This window comes from Tistlia consotensis USBA 355, from assembly GCF_900177295.1.
GTDB lineage: Bacteria > Pseudomonadota > Alphaproteobacteria > Kiloniellales > DSM-21159 > Tistlia > Tistlia consotensis.
Genome location: NZ_FWZX01000029.1, coordinates 61,741 through 84,116, shown reverse-complemented (window position 1 = coordinate 84,116; position 22,376 = coordinate 61,741). Strand labels below are relative to the sequence as shown.

20 protein-coding genes are annotated in these 22,376 nt (G+C 70.6%); 17 read left to right on the top strand and 3 right to left on the bottom strand.

Annotation, left to right across the window (positions count from 1 at the left end):
* Positions 1-6: 6 nt before the first annotated feature.
* Positions 7-474: a MarR family winged helix-turn-helix transcriptional regulator gene (locus B9O00_RS25655; RefSeq protein ID WP_085125573.1), complete on the bottom strand. Its 468-nt coding sequence runs from the start codon at positions 472-474 to the stop codon at positions 7-9.
* Between the two features lie 195 nt (positions 475-669).
* Between B9O00_RS25655 and B9O00_RS25650 the strand changes: the two genes are divergently transcribed.
* The gene (locus B9O00_RS25650) at positions 670-1,491 is read left to right on the top strand and encodes an alpha/beta fold hydrolase (RefSeq protein WP_085125572.1); all 822 of its coding nucleotides are present in this window, start codon (positions 670-672) and stop codon (positions 1,489-1,491) included.
* 117 nt (positions 1,492-1,608) lie between these two features.
* Here B9O00_RS25650 and B9O00_RS25645 read toward each other — a convergent pair whose 3' ends face one another.
* On the bottom strand, positions 1,609-1,899 hold the full coding sequence (locus B9O00_RS25645; RefSeq protein WP_085125571.1) for a GIY-YIG nuclease family protein: 291 nt from the start codon (positions 1,897-1,899) through the stop codon (positions 1,609-1,611).
* Between the two features lie 228 nt (positions 1,900-2,127).
* On the opposite strand from B9O00_RS25645, the gene proS reads away from it, so the two are divergent.
* From proS to B9O00_RS25620, 5 genes are read left to right on the top strand one after another with little or no spacing between them, the layout of a single operon-like run.
* Positions 2,128-3,453 carry a proline--tRNA ligase gene (proS, locus tag B9O00_RS25640; protein ID WP_085125570.1) on the top strand — a complete coding sequence of 442 codons (1,326 nt, stop codon included), beginning with the start codon at positions 2,128-2,130 and terminating at the stop codon, positions 3,451-3,453.
* Between the two features lie 21 nt (positions 3,454-3,474).
* Complete coding sequence (locus B9O00_RS25635; RefSeq protein WP_085125569.1) at positions 3,475-4,722, top strand: lipoprotein-releasing ABC transporter permease subunit; 1,248 nt, start codon at positions 3,475-3,477, stop codon at positions 4,720-4,722.
* Positions 4,715-5,425 carry an ABC transporter ATP-binding protein gene (locus B9O00_RS25630; RefSeq protein ID WP_085125568.1) on the top strand — a complete coding sequence of 237 codons (711 nt, stop codon included), beginning with the start codon at positions 4,715-4,717 and terminating at the stop codon, positions 5,423-5,425. Before B9O00_RS25635 ends, B9O00_RS25630 begins: the two co-directional genes overlap by 8 nt.
* A complete protein-coding gene (locus B9O00_RS25625) occupies positions 5,422-6,009 on the top strand; it encodes a cell wall hydrolase (RefSeq protein ID WP_085125567.1) in 588 nt (195 codons plus the stop codon). Before B9O00_RS25630 ends, B9O00_RS25625 begins: the two co-directional genes overlap by 4 nt.
* 17 nt (positions 6,010-6,026) lie before the next feature.
* A complete protein-coding gene (locus B9O00_RS25620; RefSeq protein WP_143596346.1) occupies positions 6,027-6,836 on the top strand; it encodes a transglutaminase domain-containing protein in 810 nt (269 codons plus the stop codon).
* A gap of 46 nt (positions 6,837-6,882) precedes the next feature.
* Here B9O00_RS25620 and B9O00_RS25615 read toward each other — a convergent pair whose 3' ends face one another.
* On the bottom strand, positions 6,883-7,821 hold the full coding sequence (locus tag B9O00_RS25615) for a phage exclusion protein Lit family protein (protein WP_085125565.1): 939 nt from the start codon (positions 7,819-7,821) through the stop codon (positions 6,883-6,885).
* Positions 7,822-8,020: 199 nt separating this feature from the next.
* Here B9O00_RS25615 and dnaE point away from each other — a divergent pair, with 199 nt between their 5' ends.
* The 11 genes from dnaE to B9O00_RS25560 all read left to right on the top strand — a co-directional run bounded on the left by dnaE (position 8,021) and on the right by B9O00_RS25560 (position 22,371).
* Positions 8,021-11,560 carry a DNA polymerase III subunit alpha gene (dnaE, locus tag B9O00_RS25610; RefSeq protein WP_085125564.1) on the top strand — a complete coding sequence of 1,180 codons (3,540 nt, stop codon included), beginning with the start codon at positions 8,021-8,023 and terminating at the stop codon, positions 11,558-11,560.
* Between the two features lie 341 nt (positions 11,561-11,901).
* Positions 11,902-12,786 carry a 30S ribosomal protein S2 gene (gene rpsB / locus B9O00_RS25605; protein WP_085125563.1) on the top strand — a complete coding sequence of 295 codons (885 nt, stop codon included), beginning with the start codon at positions 11,902-11,904 and terminating at the stop codon, positions 12,784-12,786.
* A gap of 116 nt (positions 12,787-12,902) precedes the next feature.
* Positions 12,903-13,826, top strand: coding sequence for a translation elongation factor Ts (gene tsf, locus B9O00_RS25600; RefSeq protein WP_085125562.1), 924 nt, complete (start codon positions 12,903-12,905; stop codon positions 13,824-13,826).
* A 110-nt stretch (positions 13,827-13,936) separates the two neighbouring features.
* Positions 13,937-14,662 carry a UMP kinase gene (gene pyrH / locus B9O00_RS25595; protein ID WP_085125561.1) on the top strand — a complete coding sequence of 242 codons (726 nt, stop codon included), beginning with the start codon at positions 13,937-13,939 and terminating at the stop codon, positions 14,660-14,662.
* A 2-nt stretch (positions 14,663-14,664) separates the two neighbouring features.
* Complete coding sequence (gene frr, locus B9O00_RS25590; RefSeq protein ID WP_085125560.1) at positions 14,665-15,222, top strand: ribosome recycling factor; 558 nt, start codon at positions 14,665-14,667, stop codon at positions 15,220-15,222.
* A 43-nt stretch (positions 15,223-15,265) separates the two neighbouring features.
* Positions 15,266-15,979 carry an isoprenyl transferase gene (locus B9O00_RS25585; RefSeq protein WP_268810790.1) on the top strand — a complete coding sequence of 238 codons (714 nt, stop codon included), beginning with the start codon at positions 15,266-15,268 and terminating at the stop codon, positions 15,977-15,979.
* Between the two features lie 16 nt (positions 15,980-15,995).
* Complete coding sequence (locus B9O00_RS25580) at positions 15,996-16,832, top strand: phosphatidate cytidylyltransferase (RefSeq protein ID WP_085125558.1); 837 nt, start codon at positions 15,996-15,998, stop codon at positions 16,830-16,832.
* Position 16,833: 1 nt separating this feature from the next.
* On the top strand, positions 16,834-18,039 hold the full coding sequence (locus B9O00_RS25575) for a 1-deoxy-D-xylulose-5-phosphate reductoisomerase (RefSeq protein WP_085125557.1): 1,206 nt from the start codon (positions 16,834-16,836) through the stop codon (positions 18,037-18,039).
* Between the two features lie 137 nt (positions 18,040-18,176).
* A complete protein-coding gene (rseP, locus tag B9O00_RS25570) occupies positions 18,177-19,358 on the top strand; it encodes an RIP metalloprotease RseP (RefSeq protein WP_085125556.1) in 1,182 nt (393 codons plus the stop codon).
* Between the two features lie 77 nt (positions 19,359-19,435).
* Complete coding sequence (bamA, locus tag B9O00_RS25565; RefSeq protein WP_235017197.1) at positions 19,436-21,778, top strand: outer membrane protein assembly factor BamA; 2,343 nt, start codon at positions 19,436-19,438, stop codon at positions 21,776-21,778.
* 47 nt (positions 21,779-21,825) lie between these two features.
* Positions 21,826-22,371 (top strand): OmpH/Skp family outer membrane protein, encoded by a 546-nt coding sequence (locus tag B9O00_RS25560; protein ID WP_159460332.1) that lies wholly within the window; start codon positions 21,826-21,828, stop codon positions 22,369-22,371.
* Positions 22,372-22,376 lie beyond the last annotated feature (5 nt).

Genomic DNA, 22,376 nt, shown 5'->3' with positions numbered 1-22,376 from the left:
CCGCTCCTACTTCTCCTGCTCCGCCTTGCCGCAGGCCGCCAGGCTGTCGCGCAGGCGGTCGAGCAGGGCGATCGCGTCCCTGAGCGCGTCCGGCGAGAGGCCGGTCGCCTCGGCGACGCAGTCGGGAATCGCCGCGGCGCCCTTCCGCAGGCTCCGGCCGCGCCCGGTCAGGCGGATGCGCACGACGCGCTCGTCGGTCTCGTCGCGGCGGCGGGTCACCAGCTCCAGGGCCTCCAGCCGCTTCAGCAGCGGCGTCAGGGTGTTCGACTGCAGGTGCAGGGCCTGGCCGAGGTCGCGGACCGTGCGGTCGTCGCGCGCCCAGAGCAGCGTCATGACGAGATACTGGGGATAGGTCAGCCCCATCCCTTCGAGCAGCGGCCGGTAGAGCTGGGTGAAGGCGTGCTCGGCCGAATAGATCGAGAAGCACAGCAGGTCGGCGAGCGCCGCGTCCTTCTCCGTCCTGACATCGTTCATCGCTAGGCTTTCCTTCCGCGGGCGCATCTATGTCGCACGCGATTCGATCGCAAGCCCTTGACGTAGATCAGGCTGCATGCCAGTTAGATCGCACACGATATAATCGCACAAGATTAAAACGACCGAGACGGCTTTCCGGCGCTGCCGCCAGGGCAGGCCGCGACACCAGCCAACCCGAAGACGGAGACAAGGACCATGGCCACCTTCACGACCCGCGACGGCACCGAGCTCTTCTACAAGGACTGGGGATCGGGCCAGCCGATCGTCTTCTCCCACGGCTGGCCGCTCAGCGGCGACGCCTGGGACGCGCAGCTGCTGTTCTTCGGCAGCAGGGGCTACCGGGTGATCGCCCACGACCGCCGCGGCCACGGCCGCTCGGCGCAGCCCTGGGGCGGCAACGACATGGACCGCTACGCCGACGATCTGGCCGAGCTGATCGAGCATCTCGACCTGAAGGACGTCGTGCTGGTCGGCCACTCGACCGGCGGCGGTGAGGTCGCCCACTACGTCGGCCGCCACGGCACCGGCCGCGTCGCCAAGGTCGTGCTGGTCGGCGCCGTGCCGCCCTTGATGCTCAAGACCGCCGACAATCCCAAGGGCACGCCGCTCGAGGTCTTCGACGGCATCCGCAAGGGCGTCGCGGAGAACCGCTCGCAGTTCTACCGGGACCTGACGCTGCCCTTCTACGGATTCAACCGCGCGGGCGTCGAGCCCGGCGAGGGCCTGCGCGCCTCCTTCTGGCTGCAGGGCATGGCCGGCGGCATCAAGGGGCAGTACGACTGCATCCGCGAGTTCTCGGAGGTCGACTACACCGCCGACCTGAAGGCGATCGACGTGCCGACCCTGGTGGTCCACGGCGACGACGACCAGATCGTGCCGATCGACGCCGCCGGCCGGCTGAGCGCGCAGATCGTCGAGGACGCGACCCTCAAGGTCTACGAAGGCGCCCCCCACGGCCTGGCCCAGACCCAGCCCGGGCGCTTCAACGCCGACGTCCTGGCCTTCATCCAGGGCTAGAGGGGAGGGGCGAAGCAGATCCCCCGTCATCCCGGACGCCAGGCGAGCCCGGAAGTCCTTCTGGACTTCCGGGTTGCGAGCCTTGCGATCCGGGATCCAGGGGCCCTGGCCGGCGACCTATCGCTGCAGATCCTCGCAGAGATCCCGCCAGTCCGGATTGCCTTGCTCGATCAATGCGATCTTCCAGGCCCGCTTCCACCGCTTGAGCTTCTTCTCGCGCAGGATCGCCTCCTCCATCGTCCCGAAAGACTCGACGTGGACCAGCCGATGGACACCGTAGCGCCGGGTGAAGCCATCGACCGCGTCGGTCCTGTGCTGCCACGCGCGTGCCACGACGTCGCTGGTGACGCCGACGTAGAGCGTGCCGTTCTGGCGGCTGGCGAGGATGTAGACGCAGGGCTGGCGCATCCGGCGATGATGCCATGGACGGCGCCCCTGGATCCCGGATCGCAAGGCTCGCCACCCGAAAGCCCTTCGGCTTTCGGGCTCGCCTGGCGTCCGGGATGACGGCTTGAGGGCCCGGCAGGTCGATGGACAACACAGGCGCCGCACCCTGCCTCTTACCGTTTCCCTCGCGGCCTCAGAACGGCTAGTGTCCGCCGCGTTTTTCCGAGCCGGCCTAGCCCAGAGGACCCGATGCGCCGTTCCCGCTTCTTCCTGCCCACCCTGCGCGACAACCCCAAGGAGGCGGAGATCGTCTCGCACCGGCTGATGCTGCGCGCCGGCATGGTGCGCCAGGCCTCGGCCGGCATCTATTCCTGGCTGCCGATGGGCTTCCGGGTGCTGAAGAACATCGAGCGCATCGTGCGCGAGGAGCAGGACCGCGCCGGCAACCAGGAGGTCCTGATGCCGACCATCCAGTCGGCCGAGCTCTGGCAGCAGTCCGGGCGCTACAACGCCTACGGCCCGGAGATGCTGCGCATCCGGGACCGCCACGACCGCGAGATGCTCTACGGGCCCACGAACGAGGAGCTGATCACCGACATCTTCCGCAACGGCGTCAAGAGCTACCGCGACCTGCCGCAGAAGCTCTACCACATCCAGTGGAAGTTCCGGGACGAGGTCCGGCCCCGCTTCGGCGTGATGCGCGGCCGCGAGTTCCTGATGAAGGACGCCTACTCCTTCGACCTGGACTACGAGTCGGCGCGCCGGGCCTACCAGGTCCAGTTCGTGACCTACCTCAGGACCTTCGCCCGCATGGGCCTGCGCGCCATCCCGATGGAGGCCGACACCGGGCCGATCGGCGGCGACCTCAGCCACGAGTTCATCATCCTGGCCGAGACCGGAGAGTCCGAGGTCTTCTGCGACCGCGAGTTCCTCGACTACGACCTGCTCGGCCGCGAGATCGACTACGAGGACCCGGCGGCGGTCGGCGAGGTCGTCGACTACTTCACCAAGCTCTATGCCCGCACCGACGAGAAGCACGAGCAGGCGGTGTTCGAGACGGCGGTCCCCGAGGCCCGGCGCTACCAGGGCCGCGGCATCGAGGTCGGCCACATCTTCTACTTCGGCACCAAGTACTCGAAGCCCTTCGGCGCCAGGGTCGCGACGCCGGACGGCCAGGAGGTCGAGGTGCACAGCGGCTCCTACGGCATCGGCGTGTCGCGCCTGGTCGGCGCGATCATCGAGGCGAGCCACGACGAGAGCGGCATCGTCTGGCCGGAGGCTGTGGCGCCCTTCAAGGTCGGGCTGATCAACCTCAAGGCCGGCGACGCCGACTGCGACAAGGCCTGCGAGGGCGCCTACGGGGCGCTGCAGGGCGCCGGCGTCGAGACGCTCTACGACGAGACCGAGGAGCGGCCGGGCGCCAAGTTCGCCGAGATGGACCTGATCGGCCTGCCCTGGCAGCTGATCCTGGGGCCGCGCGGCCTCAAGAACGGCGTCGTCGAGCTGAAGCGCCGGGCGACCGGCGAACGCGAGGAGATCTCGCTCGAGTCGGCGCTCGCGCGCCTGACCGCCTAGGGCCGGGGAGGGCGGCGCCCGATGGTCTTCGGTGCCTTCGAGCGCATGATGGCGCTGCGCTACGTGCGCTCGCGCCGCCAGGAGTCCTTCATCTCGGTGATCGCCGGCTTCTCGCTGCTCGGCATCGCGCTCGGCGTCGCCACGCTGATCATCGTGATGGCGGTGATGAACGGCTTCCGCCAGGAGCTCTTGAGCCGGATCCTCGGCGTCAACGGCCACCTGACGGTCTACGGCAGCACCGAGGGCATCGACCACTTCCAGGACCTCGCCGCCCAGCTGCGCAAGATCGCCGGCGTCGACCTGGTGGTGCCGCAGATCCAGGAGCAGGTCATCGTCACCGCCGGCAACACGGCGCGCGGCGCCATGGTGCGCGGCCTCGACCCGGCCGAGCTGCTGAAGCGCAAGCTGATCGCCGACAACATCGTCCAGGGCTCGGCCGAGCGCTTCCGGCAGGGCGAGGGCGTGCTGGTCGGCCGCCGGCTCGGCGAGGCCCTGGGCCGCTATCCCGGCGATCAGATCACGCTGCTCAGCCCCCAGGGCAATACCACGGCGATCGGCACGCTGCCGCGCGTCAAGTCCTACCCGATCGCCGGCTACTTCGAGATCGGCATGTACGAGTACGATTCCAGCTTCGTCTACATGCCGCTCGACCAGGCCCAGCTGTTCTTCCGCCTGCCGGACAAGGTCAACGCCATCGAGCTGTTCCTCGACAACCCGGACCATGCCCGGGCCGTCGCCCAGCAGGTCGCGCAGTTCATCCCGCAGACCTACCGGATCGTCGACTGGCAGCGCGCCAACTCCAGCTTCTTCAACGCGATCCAGGTCGAGCGGAACGTCATGTTCCTGATCCTCTCGCTGATCATTCTGGTCGCCGCCTTCAACATCCTGTCGGGCCAGTACATGCTGGTGAAGGGCAAGGGCCGGGACATCGCGATCCTGCGCACCATGGGCGCCCGGCGCGGCATGATCCTGCGCATCTTCTTCATGAGCGGCGCCTCGATCGGCCTGGTCGGCACCCTGGCCGGGGTCGTGCTCGGCATCCTCTTCACCGACCACATCGTGACCATCCAGCACTGGGTCGAGGCCCTGGCCGGGACCCGCGTCTTCGACCCGGAGATCTACTTCCTGACCAACCTGCCGGCGCAGCGCGACCCGGTCGAGGTCGTGCAGGTCGTGCTCATGGCCCTGGCCATCTCGTTCCTGGCGCCGCTGCTGCCGGCCTGGCAGGCGGCGCGCCTCGATCCGGTGGAGGCGCTGCGCTATGAGTGAGCGGCCCGACGGCCGGCCGGTCGACGGCGAGACGGCGCTGGCGCTCAGGGGCGTCGTCAAGACCTTCCGCCAGGGCGAGCGCAGCCTGGAGATCCTGCGCGGCGCCGAGCTGGAGCTGAAGGCCGGCGAGCTGGCCGCCCTGGTCGGCCCCTCCGGCGCCGGCAAGTCGACCCTGCTGCACATCGCCGGCCTGCTGGAGCGGCCCGACGCCGGCGAGGTGCACCTGGCCGGCCAGCGCGCCGACAACCTTTCCGATGGCCGCCGCACGGCAATTCGGGGGTCGCAGATCGGCTTCGTCTACCAGTATCATCACCTGCTGCCCGAGTTCACCGCGCTGGAGAACCTGATGGTGCCGCAGCGGATCGCCGGACTCTCGCGACGCCAGGCCCGGGCGCGCGCCGGCGAGCTGCTGCGCTCGGTCGGGCTCGGCGAGCGGCTGGAGCATCGGCCGGGCCGCCTGTCGGGCGGCGAGCAGCAGCGCGTCGCGATCGCGCGGGCCATCGTCAACCGGCCGCGCGTGCTGCTGGCCGACGAGCCGACCGGCAACCTCGACCCCGAGACCGCCGAGGGCGTGTTCAAGATGCTGGTCGGGCTGGTCCGCGCGACCGGGCTGGCGGCCCTGGTCGCGACCCACAACCTGGAGCTCGCCCGGCGCATGGACCGGGTCGTCGCGCTCAGCGACGGCCGGCTGGTGCCGCAGTGAGGGCGGCGGCGAGGCTGTTCCCGGCGTTGCTGGCGCTGCTGCTGGCCGCGCTGCCGGGCGCGTCGCGCGCCCAGGTCGGCGACCTTCGGAGCGAGCAGGGGCAGGAGGTCATCCACTGGCTGCCGGCACCGCAGCTCGGCGCCAAGACCGTCGGCGGCGGCTTCTACGAGATCGCGCCGGCCGCGCCGCTCCGCATCGATCCGGCCGAGTTCGAATGCCTGGCGCTCAATGTCTATTTCGAGGCCGGCGGCGAGTCGCGCTCGGGGCAGCTGGCGGTCGCCTGGGTGACCCTCAACCGCCTGGCTGACGAGCGCTTCCCCAAGACGGTCTGCGACGTCGTCAGGCAGGGCGGCGAGCAGCGCAACCGCTGCCAGTTCCACTGGTGGTGCGACGGCCTGCCGGACGTGCCGCTCAACCCCCAGCGCTGGGCCGACTCCGAGCAGGCGGCGCGCGACGCGCTCAGCGGGCTGCGGCCCGACCCGACCGGCGGGGCGCTCTACTTCCACAACGCCACCGTGCGCCCGAGCTGGACCCGACGGCTGACGACGACGGCCCGCATCGGCAACCACACCTTCTATCGCTGAGCCGGGCCGGCCTTTCGATGCAGCGTGACCAGGCCCTGCCCGAGGAGGCCGTGGCGGCCAGTGGTGGGGCGGCCGGTGGTGGGGCGGCCGGCGCGACGGTGCGGTCCCGGCGGCGGACCGGCCTGCGGCGGCTCGCCCTCGGCCTGACGCTCCTGCTGCTCGCCGCCGGCTGGTGGCTGAACGTGCCGCAGGCGCCGACCCCGGCGGACCGCGAGGCGATCGCCGAGATGCTGCGCCGCGCGGGCCACGGCGACCTGGCGGATTTTCCGAGGCCTAGGGGCTTCGAGGCGCAGGTCGCGACGGTGCTGGCCGTGCAGGACGCCGTGCTGGCGGCCGCGCCGATCGACCGGGGCATCGCCGAGGGCAGGCGGCGCGAGCCCCCGGAGCTGCTGAGCCGGGGCTACGGGCTCTGCTACGACCGCAGCCGGGCGATCGAGAAGGCGCTGGCGCTGTTCGGCCTCGAGACCCGTCATGTCAGCCTGTACGGCACGGCGGGTCTGGGCGCCCTCGAGGCCCTGATGACCCCGGGGAGCGACTCCCACGCCGTCTCCGAGGTGCGTACCGAGCGCGGCTGGATGACCGTCGACAGCAACGCCCGCTGGATCGGCCTGACCGCCGACGGCCGGCCGCTCTCCGTGCCGCAGATCGACGCGGACTCGGCGGCCGAGGTCGGCCCCGAGGCGGCCCGCGAGCCGCCGACCCTGCTGCTGGTCGAGCCGCACGTGACGCTCTACGGCCTCTACTCGCGCCACGGCGAGTTCTACCCGCCCTTCGTGCCCTTTCCCGACGTCGATTTCCGGCAGTTCCTCGCCTACACGATCTTCTGAGCGGGAGGCCGGTCGCATCGGCGCGGTGCAATCGGCGCACCGCGTCTCAGCGCTCGTGGCGCGGGCGGGAGGCCGTGACCGGACCGGCGGCCTGCGCCGGCGGCGCGGCGATCAGCGGGCTGAAGGTCGCCCGCAGCTGCCGGAGCTGCGCGAGGAAGCCGGCGTCGCGCTGCTTCTGGATCAGGACGTCGAGCAGCCGGACGATGCGCTCGGCCCCGGCCGGATGCGACATCTCCCGCTGCTCGTCCAGGGGCGGCGTGGTCGTCTTGGCGATGTGCAGCAGCACGGGCAGCGCCGTGCCGGCCGGATAGAGGCGGGGCAGCCGCTCGATGGCCCAGGCGTCGGCCGCCGCCTCGCGGCGCCGCGACTCGGCGGGGCCGGCCGGGGCGTTGTGGTTCAGGCGGATGTGGGCGAGCTCGTGCAGGAAGACGAAGGCGACCGAGCCGTCGAACAGCAGGTCGTAGCGCTCGCGCCAGGCTGCCGGCAGGTCGCGCAGCAGCTCGGCGTAGGCGGCGCAGCCCGGCTCGCCGGCCAGGAAGGTCTCCGGCAGCGGCAGGCCCGGGACGGTCGGCCCGTGGTCGTCCTCCCGGAAGTCCGCGGCATAGACGGCATAGAAGCGGCGCTCGTAGCTGTCCGCGCAGGCGGGCGCGTAGCTCGTCACGATGCTCGAGCGCACCGTCGCGTCGATCGCCGCCAGCATGGCCTTGTAGAGGACGATGCGGTAGCGCGTGCCGTCCCGGTGGATCTGCACGGTGGCCCAGTCGCGCAGGGAGGCGTCGAAGACGAACTCGACGCGGCGCAGCGGCTCGACATCCTCCGGATCGAGGCTGTTCCTGGCCTCGGCCAGGATCCTGGCCGGCAGGCTGTCCCACTCCGGGAAGCGGTAGTCGTCGTAGGTCTGGGCCCGGGCGGACGGGACCGGGAGCAGGAGCGCGAGGCCGGCGAGCAGCGCGCCGGCGGCCGGCGAAGCGAAGACTCGTCTCAACTCTGGCGGTCCCCCGCGCCGATGGCGTGCCCTCGGCCCGGAAGGCCGCTTCGAAGCCACAGCCTAGAGGGGTGGCGTCCCGGGCGCAACACGACCGGGAATGGATCGCGGGCCGTGCCGATCCCCGGATCCCCGCTATCCACAGGCCCGCGGCGCCGGGCCGCGTGACGGACTCGGCGCCGGCTTGCAGAATGGCGTCATGAGCCACGCCGACTTCGTGCACCTGCGGGTCCGTTCCGCCTATTCGCTCTCGGAGGGCGCGATCAAGGTCAAGGACCTGGTCAAGCTGGCGGTCGGCCAGCGCATGCCGGCGGTGGCCGTCACCGACACCGGCAACCTGTTCGGCGCCCTGGAGTTCTCGCTGGAGGCCAGCAAGGCCGGCCTGCAGCCGATCATCGGCTGCAACCTGGGCCTCAGGCGCACCCTGGAGGACCATCCGCCGGGCAAGGAGCCGGTGCCCGACCGGATCGTGCTGCTGGTCCAGGACGAGACCGGCTACGGCAACCTGCTGAAGCTGGTCAGCCACTCCTTCCTGGGGGTCGAGGCCGACGCGCCGCCGCACGTCACCTACCGGGAGCTGATCCAGCACGCTGCCGGCCTGCTGTGCCTCACCGGCGGTCCCGAGGGGCCGGTCAGCCGCGCCCTGGCCGACGGCCAGGACGACCTCGCCGAGACGACGCTCGACGCCCTGCAGGAGGCCTTCCCCGGCCGGCTCTACGTCGAGCTGCAGCGGCACGGCGAGCCGCGCGAGCAGGCGGTCGAGGAGCGCCTGCTCGAGCTGGCCTACGGCCGCGACCTGCCGCTGGTCGCGACCAACGACGCCTTCTTCGCCACCGAGGACGTCTACGAGGCCCACGACGCGCTGCTCTGCATCGCCGGCAGCACCTACGTCGCCGAGGCCAACCGCCGGCGCGTCACGCCCGAGCACCGCTTCAAGTCGGCGGCCGAGATGCGGGCGCTCTTCGCCGACCTGCCCGAGGCCGTGGACAACACCCTGGTGGTGGCGCAGCGCTGTGCCTTCTATCCGGAGCCGGTCAAGCCGATCCTGCCGGCCTTCCCGACCGAGGGCGGGCGCGACGAGGCCGCCGAGCTGCGCGCCCAGTCCCTGGCCGGTCTCGACAAGCGGCTCGCCGACCACGTCTGGCTGGCCGAGGACGGCGAGGCGGAAAGGGAAAAGAAGGCAAGGCCTTACCGGGAACGGCTCGACTACGAGCTGAAGATCATCGAGCAGATGGGCTTCCCCGGCTACTTCCTGATCGTCTCGGATTTCATCAAGTGGGCCAAGGACCATGGCATCCCGGTCGGCCCGGGCCGCGGCTCGGGCGCCGGCTCGCTGGTCGCCTACGCGCTGACCATCACCGACCTGGACCCGATCCGCTGGGGCCTGCTGTTCGAGCGCTTCCTCAATCCCGAGCGCGTCTCGATGCCGGACTTCGACGTCGACTTCTGCCAGGACCGGCGCGACGAGGTGATCTCCTACGTCCAGCAGAAGTACGGCCGCGACCGGGTCGCCCAGATCATCACCTTCGGAAAGCTGCAGGCGCGTGCCGTGCTGCGCGACGTCGGCCGCGTGCTCGGGCTGCCCTTCGGCCTGGTCGACAAGATCTGCAAGCTGGTGCCGAACAACCCGGCCAACCCGGTCACTCTGCAACAGGCGATCGACGGCGAGGATCGCCTGCGCGAGTGGCGCGACAGCGACGAGAACGTCGCCCGCATGATCTCGATCGCGCTCAAGCTGGAGGGGCTCTACCGCCACGCCTCGACCCACGCCGCCGGCGTGGTGATCGGCGACCGGCCGCTCGACGAGCTGGTGCCGATGTACCGCGATCCGCGCTCGGACATGCCGGTCACCCAGTTCAACATGAAGTACGTCGAGCAGGCCGGCCTGGTGAAGTTCGACTTCCTCGGCCTCAAGACCCTGACCGTGCTGGCCCGCGCCTCGCAGCTGATCCGCGAGGAGGAGCCGGGCTTCGACCTGGTCAAGGTCCCGCTCGACGACGAGGCGGCCTACCAGGTCATGGCCAAGGGCGACACGGCGGGCGTGTTCCAGCTGGAAAGCTCGGGCATGCGCGACGCCCTCAAGAAGCTGAAGCCCGACCGCTTCGAGGACGTCATCGCCATGGTCGCGCTCTACCGGCCGGGCCCGATGGAGAACATCCCCTCCTACATCCGTCGCAAGAAGGGCGAGGAGGCGCCAGACTACCTCTACCCGACCCTGGAGCCGATCCTGAAGGAGACCTTCGGGATCATGATCTACCAGGAGCAGGTCATGCAGATCGCCCAGGAGCTGGCTGGCTACAGCCTGGGCGCCGCCGACCTGCTGCGCCGCGCCATGGGCAAGAAGATCCAGGCCGAGATGGACGCCCAGCGCGCCAGCTTCGTCGAGGGCGCGACCGCCAAGGGCGTCGAGGACAAGCGCGCCTCCTCGATCTTCGACCTGGTCAACAAGTTCGCCGGCTACGGCTTCAACAAGTCCCACGCCGCGGCCTATGCCCTGGTCGCCTACCACACGGCCTACCTGAAGGCGAACCACCCGGTCGAGTTCCTGGCCGCCTCGATGACCTACGACATGGCCTCGGCCGACAAGCTGAACCTGTTCCGCCAGGAGCTGAGCCGTCTGTCGATCCCGCTGCTGCCGCCCGACGTCAACGCCAGCTACGCCGACTTCGCAGTCGAGAAGGTGGCGGCGCCGGCCGCCGAGGGGCCCGAGGATCAGGCGGCGGGCCCGGGGTCAGAAGGGCCAGGGCCGGGCAAGGCGATCCGCTACGCCCTCGGCGCGATCAAGAACGTCGGCCAGACCGCGATGCGCCAGCTCGCCGAGGAGCGCGACGAGAGCGGCCGCTTCGCCACGCTGGCGGCCTTCGCGCGCCGGCTCGACGCCCGCATGATCAACAAGCGGGCGATCGAGAACCTGGCCTCGGCCGGCGCCTTCGACAGCCTGAACGACAACCGCCAGCAGGTCTTCCTGGCCGCCGAGACGATCGTGCGCACAGCGGCCAGCGTCAGCCAGGACCGATCGGTCGGACAGTCCAGCCTGTTCGGCGGCGGCGGGCCCGGCGGCAGCGGGGCCGACGAGCCGCTGAAGCTGCCGCCCTGCAGCGACTGGCCGGCCATGGAGCGCCTGCAGAAGGAGTTCGACGCGCTCGGCTTCTACCTCTCGTCCCACCCGCTCGAATCCTACGGCGCGCTGCTGCAGCGCCGGCGGGTGGTGACCATCGCCGACCTGCCGCGGGCGGTGCGCGAGGGCGCGGCCGGGCGCATCGCGCTGGCCGGCATCGTGATCGGCAAGCAGGAGCGCACCTCGAAGTCGGGCAAGCGCTTCGCCTTCGTCCAGCTCAGCGACCAGACAGGGGCCTTCGAGGTGACCGCCTTCTCGGAGGTGCTGGGGGCCGCCCGCGACCTGCTGGAGGGCGGCAAGCCGCTGATCGTCGAGGTCGTCGCCGAGCGCGCGCCCGAGGGCGACGACCTGCGCCTGACCGCCCAGTCCTTCGAGGACCTGGACCAGGCCCTGGCCAAGACCGCCGCCGGCCTCAAGGTCTTCCTGGAGGGCGACGAGCCGCTGCCGCATCTCAGGGCCCTGCTGGAGCGCGAGCGCAAGGGCAGGGGCCGTGTCTCGATCGTCCTGGAGATCGACGGCGGCCGCGAGATCGAGATCGACCTGCCCCAGGGCTACGCCCTCTCGGCGGCCGGCCGGCAGGCGATCAAGTCGATCCCGGGACTGGTCGTGCAGGACCTGTAGGGACGCAGCAACGCCCGTTCCGGATCCCACGCCCCTCGACAGGCTCGGGACGAAGCAGAAGGAAGCACGAACGGTTGCTTCGTCCCGAGCCTGTCGAGGGGCGTGGGGATCCAGACGGTGACAGGGCGCCGGCACGCATGAAAGCGGGCCGCGGCGCCTCTTCACGCTTGCAATTCCGCCCCTTCGGCGCTATCTCCCGGCCGTCAATCTGTAACCCCACACGCGGGCCAGCGACGGCCGCGGCCATTTTCGGCTGCGGTCGCGACCGGTGTCGGGCTCAGGCGGCTCTCTCGGCTGCCCTCGATCACGGCCCGCGGAGGCAGAACCGGAGAACGATAGACATGGCTCTTCCCGATTTCACGATGCGCCAGCTGCTCGAGGCCGGCGTCCACTTCGGCCACACCACGCGGCGCTGGAACCCGAAGATGCAGCCGTTCATCTTCGGCGAGCGCAACGGCGTCCACATCATCGACCTCGAGCAGACCGTGCCGCTGCTGCACCAGGCGCTGAACACCGTGCGCACGGTCGTCGCCGGCGGCGGGCGCGTGCTGTTCGTCGGCACCAAGCGTCAGGCCAGCGAGATCGTGGCCGAGCACGCCAAGCGCAGCGGCCAGTACTACGTCAACCACCGATGGCTCGGCGGCATGCTGACCAACTGGAAGACCATCTCGCACTCGATCCGGCGCCTGAAGACGCTGGAGGAGCAGCTCGGCGCCGAGGCCACCGGCCTGACCAAGAAGGAGCTGCTCGGCCTGACCCGCGAGCGCGACAAGCTGGAGCTCTCGCTGGGCGGCATCAAGGACATGGGCGGCCTGCCCGACGTGCTGTTCGTGATCGACACGAACAAGGAGCACATCGCCGTCACCGAGGCCAACAAGCTGGGCATCCCGGTCGTCGCGGTGCTCGACTCGAACTCCGATCCGGACGGCATCGCCTACCCGATCCCGGGCAACGACGACGCGATCCGCGCGATCACGACCTACTGCGAGCTGATCGCCGGCGCCGTGCTCGACGGCCTGCAGCAGGAGGCGATCGGCAGCGGCCGCGACCTGGGCGAGAGCGAGGAGGCCCCGGCCGAGACCGCCCTGGCCGAGGCGCCCGCCGCCGAGACGGCTCCGGCTGCCGAGGCCGCTGCTGCCGAGACGCCGGCCACGGAGGCTCCGGCCGCCGAGACCCCGGCCGCCGAGGCGCCGGCCGAGGAGCAGAACCAGGGCGCGTCGGCCTGACGCGCCGCGCCCGGCTGTCGCCTGGCGACGGGCCGGGCTGCCTTCGGGCCGCCATTCGAGAAGCGAACGACCGGGGCCGACGGCCCGGGTCCGACAGACGACGAAAAGGAACGATCATGGCTGAGATCACGGCCGCGCTGGTCAAGGAGCTGCGCGACAAGACCGGCGCCGGCATGATGGACTGCAAGAAGGCGCTGAGCGAGAGCGCCGGCGAGATCGAGGCGGCTGTCGACTGGCTGCGCAAGAAGGGCCTGGCCGCCGCCGCCAAGAAGGCCGGCCGGACCGCCGCCGAGGGCCTGGTCGGCATCGCCGTCGCGGGCGGCCGCGGCGCCGTCGTCGAGGTCAATGCCGAGACCGACTTCGTCGCCCGCAACGAGCAGTTCCAGGGCTTCGTCTCGACGGTCACCGGCCTGGCGCTGGGCACCGACGGCGACGTCGAGACCCTGAAACAGGCGGCCTATCCCGAGACCGGGCGCACGGTCGGCGAGGAGCTGACCCAGCTGATCGCCACGATCGGCGAGAACATGGCGCTGCGCCGTGCCGCGCTGGTCGTCGCCGAGCCCGGCGTCGTCGCCGGCTACGTGCACAACCAGACCGCCGAGGGCCTGGGCAAGATCGGCGTGCTGGTCGGCCTGAAGTCCGAGGGCGACGCCGACAAGCTGGCGGCGCTCGGCAAGCAGCTCGCCATGCACGTCGCCGCGGCCAACCCGCTGGCCCTCGACCGCGCCGGCGTCGACGCCTCGGCGCTCGACCGCGAGCGCGACGTGCTGGCCGATCAGGCGCGCGCCTCCGGCAAGCCCGAGGAGATCATCGCCAAGATGGTCGAGGGGCGCCTGCGCAAGTTCTACGAGGAGAACTGCCTGATCGAGCAGACCTTCGTGATCGACGGCGAGACCAAGATCTCGAAGGTCCTGGAGAACGCCGCGAAGGAGATCGGGGCGCCGGTTGCCCTGGTCGGCTTCCAGCGCTTCCAGCTCGGCGAGGGCATCGAGAAGGAAGAGAGCGACTTCGCGGCGGAGGTCGCGGCCGCCCGCGGCTGAGTCGCGGAATCGGCTTTGGTGCTCTAAAAGACCGGCGAGAACAGCAGCCGGTGAGCGGACCGCGGCAGGCGCCGCGGTCCGCGCCGGTGTCCGGGCGGGGATGACGACCGATGGCCGACGCGCCGCGCTACAAGCGAATCCTCCTGAAAGTCTCCGGCGAGGCCTTGATGGGGGGCGGCGAGTTCGGTCTCGACGACGCCACGGTCAGCCGCATCGCCGAGGAAGTGAAGGCGGTCCGCGCCATGGGCGTCGAGGTCTGCCTGGTGATCGGCGGCGGCAACATCTACCGCGGCCTGGCCGGTGCCTCCCACGGCATGGATCGAACGGCGGCCGACTACATGGGCATGCTGGCCACGGTGATAAACTGCCTGGCCCTGCAGAACGCCCTGGAGCGTCTCGGCGTCCATACCCGCGTGCAGTCGGCCATCACCATGGTCCGGGTCTGCGAGCCCTACATCCGCCGCCGGGCGCTCCGGCACCTGGAGAAGGGGCGGGTGGTGATCTTCGCCGCCGGTACCGGCAATCCCTTCTTCACCACCGATACGGCCGCGGCGCTGCGCGCCTCCGAGATGGAGTGCGACGCGCTGATGAAGGGCACCAAGGTCGACGGCGTCTACGATGCCGACCCGATGAAGGTGCCCGGCGCCAGGCGCTTCGAGCGCCTGAGCTACCGCGATGTCCTGACGCGCGACCTCGGGGTGATGGACCAGGCCGCCATTTCGCTGGCGAAGGACAATCACATTCCGATACTAGTCTTTTCGATCGTCGAGCCCGGTGCGCTGGCTGCGGCCGTGCGCGGCGACGGGAAATTCACTGTGGTCGATGACGGGAACTAGCCATGGCCGACGCGCTGCTTAAGGATATCGAGAAGCGCATGGACAGCGCTGTTGAGGCGGTCAAGCGGGAGTTCGGCGGCCTGCGGACCGGCCGGGCCTCGACCGGGCTGCTCGAGCCGATCATGGTCGATGCCTACGGCGCCGCTATGCCGCTCAACCAGGTCGCCACGATCTCGGTCCCGGAGCCGCGGATGATCGTCGTCAGCGTCTGGGACCGCAAGCTGTCGGGCCCCGTCGAGAAGGCGATCCGGGAATCGGGCCTGGGCCTCAATCCGGCGAGCGAGGGGGCCACGATCCGCGTGCCGATCCCGCCGCTGTCCGAGGAGCGGCGCCAGGAATTGGTCAAGGTCGCCGGCAAGTATGCCGAGCACGGCAAGGTCGCCGTGCGCAACGTCCGGCGCGACGGCATGGAGGCCTTGAAGAAGCTTGAGAAGGATCACGAGATCTCGGAGGACGAGCACCGGCGGCGCGGCGACGAGGTGCAGAAGCTGACCGACCAGCACGTCCAGCTGATCGACGAGGCCTTCACCGCCAAGCAGGCGGAGATCATGCAGGTTTGACCTCTTCTCGAGCGGGCGAGGCGGTTCCGGGGAAGCCAGAGCGGTGAACGCACGACCGACCCACGTCGGAATCATCATGGACGGCAACGGGCGCTGGGCGACGGCGCGCGGCCTGCCGCGCTTTGCCGGCCACCGCGCCGGGGCAGAGGCGGCCAAGCGCACGGTGCGCGCCGCCTCCGACCTCGGCATCCGCTACCTGACGCTGTTCTCCTTCTCGTCCGAGAACTGGAAGCGGCCCTGGACCGAGATCGAGCAGCTGATGGAGCTGCTGCGCCGCTACCTGCGCAGCGAGATCGCCGAGCTCTACGAGGAGGGCGTGCGGCTGCGCGTGATCGGCGACCGCGAGAGCCTGGCCCCGGACATCGTGCGCCTGGTCGAGGAGGCCGAGGCGACGACCCGCGACAACGACCGCCTGACCCTGATCATGGCGCTGTCCTACGGCTCCCGCCAGGAGCTGACGGCGGCGGCGCGCGACCTGGCGCGCGATGCGGCGGCCGGCCGGCTCGATCCCGAGACGATCGACGAGCGGCTCCTCGCCTCGCGGCTCTGGACCGCCGACCTGCCGGACCCGGACCTGCTGATCCGCACCAGCGGCGAGATGCGCATCAGCAACTTCCTGCTGTGGCAGCTGGCCTATGCCGAGTTCGTCTTCACCGACCGGCTGTGGCCGGATTTCGGGCGCGACGACCTGCTGGCCGCGATCGACGAGTTCGGCCGGCGCGAGCGACGCTTCGGTGCAGCAGTCTCTGCCGGATAGCCGGGCGCGCAGGCCGATGGTGACCAGGGTCGTCTCGTCCCTGGTCCTGGCCCCGATCGTTCTGCTGGCCATCCACCTCGGGCCGCCGGCGAGCGACGGCCTGCTGCTGGCTGCGGCCGCCGTCATGGCCTGGGAGTGGGGCCGGATCTGCGGCCGCCGGCGCGGCTTCGGCGCGGCCGAGGGCGCGGTCGTCGCCGGCACCGTCGCGCCGGTCGCCGCCGGCGCGCTGCTCGGCCCCTCGATCGCCAGCTGGGTCGTCGCGGTCGGCGCCCTGGCCGCCGCCCTGGTCGCCGCGCGCGACGAGCGCCGCGCCCCCGTCGGCGGCCAACCCGGCACCGGGCCGGGCGGCGGCGACCTCTCGCTGTGGTTCGGCTTCGGCGTGCTCTACCTCGCGGTGCCGCTGCTCGCCCTGCAGTGGCTGCGCGGCCCGGCCGGGGCGGGGCAGGGCGAGCTGCCGGTGTTCTGGGTGGTCGGCCTGGTCTGGGCGACCGACGTCGGCGCCTTCTTCGTCGGCCGCAGCATCGGCGGCCCCAAGCTCTGGCCGCGGGTCAGCCCGAACAAGACCTGGGCCGGGATGGTCGGCGGCCTGGTCTCGGCGGGGCTGGTCGGGGCCGTCTTCGCGCTGGCGGCCGAGCCCGGCGCCCTGTGGCGGCTGGTCCTGCTGAGCGCCGTCCTCTCGGCCGTGGCGCAGGCCGGCGACTTCTTCGAGTCCGGCGTCAAGCGGCAGTTCGGCGCCAAGGACGCGAGCGACCTCATTCCCGGCCACGGCGGCCTGCTCGACCGCGTCGACGGCCTGCTCGCCGCGACGCTCGCTCTTGCCTTCCTGGCATGGCTGGGCAAGGCTCCCTTCTAGCATGCCCGCTCTCAAGACCCTCCGCACCGAGCCGCAGGCCGAGCCCCGGCGCATCGCCGTCCTGGGCGCGACCGGTTCGATCGGCTGCAGCACGCTCGACCTGATCGAGCGCAACCCGGCGCTGTTCCAGGTCGAGGCACTGACCGCGAACCGCTCGGTCGCCGCGCTCGCCGAGCAGGCGCGGCGCGTCCGGCCGCGCTTCGTGGCGCTCGGCGATGCCGCCGGCTACCGCGAGCTCAAGGCCGCGCTCGAGGGCAGCGGCATCGAGGTCGCCGCCGGCCCGGAGGCCGTGGTCGAGGCCGCCGAGCGGCCGTCCGACTTCGTCATGTCCGGCATCGTCGGGGCCGCCGGCCTGCCGCCGACCCTGGCGGCGGTGCGGCGCGGCGCCACCGTGGGCCTCGCCAACAAGGAGACGCTGGTCTGCGCCGGCGAGCTGATGACCGCGGAGGTCAGCCGCTGCGGCGCGACGATGCTGCCGGTCGATTCCGAGCACAACGCGATCTTCCAGGTGCTCGATACCAGCGAGCCGGCCTCGGTCGACAAGCTGATCCTGACCGCCTCGGGCGGGCCCTTCCGGACCTGGCGGCTCGACGAGATGCGCGCGGTCACGCCGGCCCAGGCCGTCGCCCATCCCAACTGGTCGATGGGCGCCAAGATCTCCGTCGATTCGGCGACCATGATGAACAAGGGGCTGGAGCTGATCGAGGCCCACCACCTGTTCGGCTTCGACGAGTCGCGCATCGACATCCTGGTCCACCCGCAGTCGGTGATCCATTCCCTGGTCGCCTACGTCGACGGCTCCGTGCTGGCCCAGCTCGGCTGTCCCGACATGCGTACACCGATCGCGTACGCCCTGGCCTGGCCGAAGCGGATGTCGGCGCCGGTCGAGAAGCTCGACCTCGCGAAGATCGTCATGCTGAGCTTCGAGGCGCCCGATCCCGTGCGCTTCCCGGCGCTGCGCCTGGCCCGGGCGGCGCTGCGCCAGGGCGGCAGCGCGCCGGCCGTGCTGAACGCAGCCAACGAGATCGCGGTCGCTGCCTTCCTGGCCGGTCGCATCGGTTTCCTGGACATCGCCGAGACGGTCGAGCGGGCGCTCGAGCGCTGCGCCCCGAGCGCCATCGAGGGCCTGCAGGCGCTGTTCGCGATCGACCGCGAGGCGCGCGCCTGCGCCGAGGAGATCGTCGCCGACCTCGCCGGGCGCGCCTGAGTCGCGCGGCGGCTCGTGACGGGTCGGCGGCCGCGGGACGGCGATACCGTCGTCCTGCGACGCCCCCGCCCTTGTCATCATGGGGTCGACGCGCGATCTAACTGGGGTCCCGCCTGAACGGAAGAGTCCGAGATCACATGGAAATCCTCTCCTTCCTGCCCCTGGACAGCCTGGAATCGGTAGCGATCTCGGTCGGCGCCTTCCTGGTCATCCTGACCGTCCTGGTGTTCGTCCACGAGCTCGGGCACTTCTGGGTGGCGCGCCGCTGCGGCGTGAAGTGCGAAGCCTTCTCGATCGGCTTCGGCCCCGAGATCTTCGGCTGGAACGACAGCCAGGGCACGCGCTGGAAGATCAGCGCCCTGCCGCTCGGCGGCTACGTCAAGATGTTCGGCGACGCCGACGCCACCAGCCGTCCGGCGCCCGGCATCCGCGAGCCCGCCGAGGGCGAGGAGACCGGCGACTGGGCCGGCGGCAAGACGCGGCCGCTGACGGCGGAGGAGCGGGCGGTCTCGTTCCACCACAAGTCGCTGGCGCGCCGGGTCGCGATCGTCGCCGCCGGACCGGCCGCGAACTTCCTCTTCGCGATCGTCGTGATGACCGCCTTCTTCGTCTATCCCGGCCAGCCGACGACGCCGGCGCTGATCGGCGGGGTGGTCGAGGGCAGCGCCGCCGCGCGCGCCGGCTTCCAGGTCGGCGACAAGGTGGTCGAGATCAACGGCAGCCCGATCCGCCGCTTCGAGCAGATCCAGCGCATCGTCCAGCTGAACCTGGACGCGCCGATGGACGTGGTGGTGCAGCGCGACGGCCATCCGGTCGAGTTCACCGCGACGCCGGAGATCGTCGTGCGCAGCGACTCGATGGGCAACGAGGTGCGCATGCCGCAGCTCGGCATCCAGGCGAGCGGCAGCAGCTTCGAGCCGCAGGGCCTCGCGGCGCCCTGGTCGGCGGTCCGCGAGACCGCCGCCCTGACCGGCGGCACGCTGAAGGCGGTGTGGCAGATGATCACGGGCAGCCGCGGCACCGAGGAGCTGGGCGGGCCGATCCGGATCGCCGAGATGTCGGGCCAGGTCGCCCAGACCGGCATCGTCTCGGTGATCTGGTTCATGGCCGTGCTGTCGATCAACCTCGGCCTGATCAACCTGTTCCCGGTGCCGATGCTGGACGGCGGTCACCTGCTGTTCTACGCGATCGAGGGGGCCCGGGGCCGGCCGCTCGGCGAGCGGGCGCAGGAATACGGCTTCCGCATCGGCCTGGCGCTGGTGCTGACGCTCTTCGTCTTCGTGACCTGGAACGACCTGTCGCGCCTTCTGGTTTTCTGATATGCCGACAAGCCGAAGCCAACCGGGGAGAATAAGGCGGCGTGTCGGGAGTTAGCAGGGGCCAGGGGGGAGAAGGCGTGTCTCGGAGGACGCTCAGGCTGGGAGCCGTGCTGCTGTGCGGCCTCTTCGGCCTGTTGGTGCAGGCTGTGCCGGCCGCGGTGCCCGCGGCCGCCCAGGGTACGGCGGGCCAGGGTACGGCGGGCGGCGCGACGCCCGCGGCGGTGCCGTCCGGCGGCACGATCCAGGAGATTCGCATCGACGGCGCCCAGCGCGTCGACCCCGAGACGGTGCGCAGCTACATGCACATCAACCTCGGCGACCCCTTCGACCCGATCAAGCTCGACGATTCGCTGAAGAGCCTCTACGAGACCGGCCTGTTCGCCGACGTCACGCTGGCCCGCCAGGGCGACACCCTGGTCGTCAAGGTGGTCGAGAACCCGGTCATCAACCGGATCGCCTTCGAGGGCAACAAGCGCATCGAGGACAAGGACCTCGAGGGCGAGATCGAGCTCCGGCCGCGCGTCGTCTTCACCCGCACCAAGGTGCAGAACGACGTCCAGCGCATCCTCGACCTCTACCGCCGCAAGGGCCGCTTCAACGCGACGGTCGAGCCGAAGATCATCAAGCTCGACCAGAACCGCGTCGACTTGGTCTTCGAGATCAACGAGGGCGAGATCACCCAGATCTCGGCGATCAACTTCGTCGGCAACCAGGCCTTCTCGGACGGCACGCTGCGCGGCCAGCTGGCGACCACGGAGTCGTCCTGGTGGCGCTTCTGGAGCTCCAGCGACGTCTACGACCCGGACCGCCTGGCCTTCGACCGCGAGAACCTGCGGCGCTTCTACCTGAGCGAGGGCTACGCGGACTTCCGTGTCGTCTCGACCGTCGCCGAGCTGAGCCCCGACCGCTCGTCCTTCATCGTCACCTTCACGGTCGACGAGGGGCCGCGCTACAAGTTCGGCAAGATCGACATCAACTCGACCCTGAAGAACCTCGACCCCGAGACCCTGCGCGACGACGTCAAGACCCAGGAGGGCGACTGGTACGACGCCACCCTGGTCGACAAGTCGATCGACGCGCTGACCGAGGCGGTCGGCAACCTCGGCTACGCCTTCGTCGACATCCGTCCGAAGACCCAGCGCGACCGCAAGAACCTGACCATCGGCCTGACCTACGACATCAACGAGGGTCCGAAGGTCTACGTCGAGCGGATCGACATCGAGGGCAACGTGCGCACCCTCGACCGGGTGATCCGCCGCGAGTTCCGCCTGGCCGAGGGCGACGCCTTCAACGCCGCCAAGCTGCGCCGCTCGCGCGAGCGCATCCAGAACCTCGAGTTCTTCCAGAAGGTCGAGGTGACCAACGAGCCGGGCAGCGCGCCCGACAAGACGGTGGTCAAGGTCAAGGTCCAGGAGGCCTCGACCGGCGAGGTCTCGCTCGGCGCCGGCGTCTCGACCTCGGTCGGCCCGCTCGCCCGCATCCAGATCCGCGAGCGCAACCTGCTCGGCCGCGGCCAGGACCTGCGGCTCGGCTTCCAGCTGTCGGGCATCTCCTCGCAGGTCGACCTCAGCTTCACCGAGCCCTACTTCATGGGCCGCGACCTGTCGGCCGGCTTCGACCTGTTCCGCAACACCCTGCAGGGGAACGAGAGCAACTTCGACCAGAAGCGGCTCGGTGGCGCCTTGCGGGCCGGCTACAACGTCACCGAGTACACGCGCAACGTCTGGCGCTATCAGCTGGAGCGACGCACGATCTACAACGTCGGCGACAGCGCCTCCTTTGCGGTCAAGTCGGAGGAGGGCACGACGGTGCGCTCCAGCATCGACCAGGAGCTGATCTGGGACCGCACGGTCGGCGGCGCGAACCCGACCTCGGGCTTCCAGGTCAGCTACGAGACGAACTTCACGGGTCTCGGCGGCGACGTCCGCTTCCTGCGCAACGAGCTGAAGGGCAACTACTACTATCCGATCGGCGACAGCTTCACGCTGTTCATCGGCGGCGCCGCCGGCCACATGGTCGGCATCGGCCAGGACACGCGGGTGTCCGACCGCTTCTTCCTCGGCGGCTCGACCTTCCGCGGCTTCGAGTTCGGCGGCATCGGCCCGCGCGACATCTCCTCGGACGACGCGATCGGCGGCAAGCAGTACTACAAGGGCACGGCCGAGCTGCGCTTCCCGCTCGGCTTCCAGGATGCCCTCGACGTCCAGGGCCGGATCTTCGCCGACGCCGGCGCGGTCTGGGGCTTCGACGGCGACAAGGGCTCGGCCTACGACTCCGACTCGCCGCGCCTGGCGATCGGCCCCGGCCTGGTCTGGAACTCGCCGCTCGGCCTGGTCGCCATCGACTTCGGCTTCCCGCTCATCAAAGAGGGCTTCGACAAGACGCAGCTGCTGAACTTCAGCTTCGGCGTCCAGTTCTGACCACCATGTTCCGGTTCCGCCGCCTTGCCGCCGTTTCGGCGTCTTTCGTGCTGGGCGTGGCCCTGGCCCTGACGGCGGCCGATTCGGCCGCGGCCCAGCGGCAGGACCGCTCGACGGCCGCGGCGCCGGCGCCGCGCATCATGGTGGTCGACTCCCAGCGGATCCTGCGCGAGGCCGATGCCGTCAAGCTGCTGCAGAGCGGCATCGAGGCCGAGCGCGACGCCTTCCGCGAGCAGATCCGCCAGCACGAGACCGAGCTGCGCGAGGCCGACGCCGTGCTGAACCGCGAGCGGCCGACGATCAGCAACGAGGAGTACCTCAAGCGCCGCCACGCCCTGGAGCAGCGCTACGCCGGCTACCAGAGCGACGTCGCCGACCGCCGGCGCGCCCTCGAGGGCCGCTTCTCCAAGGGCATGCACATCGTCGAGAGCAAGCTGATGGAGATCGTCGGCGAGCTCGCCAAGGAGCGCAACGTCAACCTGGTGCTGCCGAAGAGCGCCGTGCTGCTTGCCGACTCGGACTACGACGCGACAGACGAGGTCATGAAGCGGCTGAATGCGGCGCTGCCGCGCGTCGTCCTGCCGGAGGAGTAACCCCG

Coding starts and splice junctions, on each gene's coding strand:
- B9O00_RS25655 (WP_085125573.1), bottom strand. CDS start 474: ATGAACGATGTCAGGACGGAGAAGGACGCGGCGCTCGCCGACCTGCTG.
- B9O00_RS25650 (WP_085125572.1), top strand. CDS start 670: ATGGCCACCTTCACGACCCGCGACGGCACCGAGCTCTTCTACAAGGAC.
- B9O00_RS25645 (WP_085125571.1), bottom strand. CDS start 1,899: ATGCGCCAGCCCTGCGTCTACATCCTCGCCAGCCGCCAGAACGGCACG.
- proS (WP_085125570.1), top strand. CDS start 2,128: ATGCGCCGTTCCCGCTTCTTCCTGCCCACCCTGCGCGACAACCCCAAG.
- B9O00_RS25635 (WP_085125569.1), top strand. CDS start 3,475: ATGGTCTTCGGTGCCTTCGAGCGCATGATGGCGCTGCGCTACGTGCGC.
- B9O00_RS25630 (WP_085125568.1), top strand. CDS start 4,715: ATGAGTGAGCGGCCCGACGGCCGGCCGGTCGACGGCGAGACGGCGCTG.
- B9O00_RS25620 (WP_143596346.1), top strand. CDS start 6,027: ATGCAGCGTGACCAGGCCCTGCCCGAGGAGGCCGTGGCGGCCAGTGGT.
- dnaE (WP_085125564.1), top strand. CDS start 8,021: ATGAGCCACGCCGACTTCGTGCACCTGCGGGTCCGTTCCGCCTATTCG.
- rpsB (WP_085125563.1), top strand. CDS start 11,902: ATGGCTCTTCCCGATTTCACGATGCGCCAGCTGCTCGAGGCCGGCGTC.
- tsf (WP_085125562.1), top strand. CDS start 12,903: ATGGCTGAGATCACGGCCGCGCTGGTCAAGGAGCTGCGCGACAAGACC.
- pyrH (WP_085125561.1), top strand. CDS start 13,937: ATGGCCGACGCGCCGCGCTACAAGCGAATCCTCCTGAAAGTCTCCGGC.
- frr (WP_085125560.1), top strand. CDS start 14,665: ATGGCCGACGCGCTGCTTAAGGATATCGAGAAGCGCATGGACAGCGCT.
- B9O00_RS25580 (WP_085125558.1), top strand. CDS start 15,996: ATGGTGACCAGGGTCGTCTCGTCCCTGGTCCTGGCCCCGATCGTTCTG.
- B9O00_RS25575 (WP_085125557.1), top strand. CDS start 16,834: ATGCCCGCTCTCAAGACCCTCCGCACCGAGCCGCAGGCCGAGCCCCGG.
- rseP (WP_085125556.1), top strand. CDS start 18,177: ATGGAAATCCTCTCCTTCCTGCCCCTGGACAGCCTGGAATCGGTAGCG.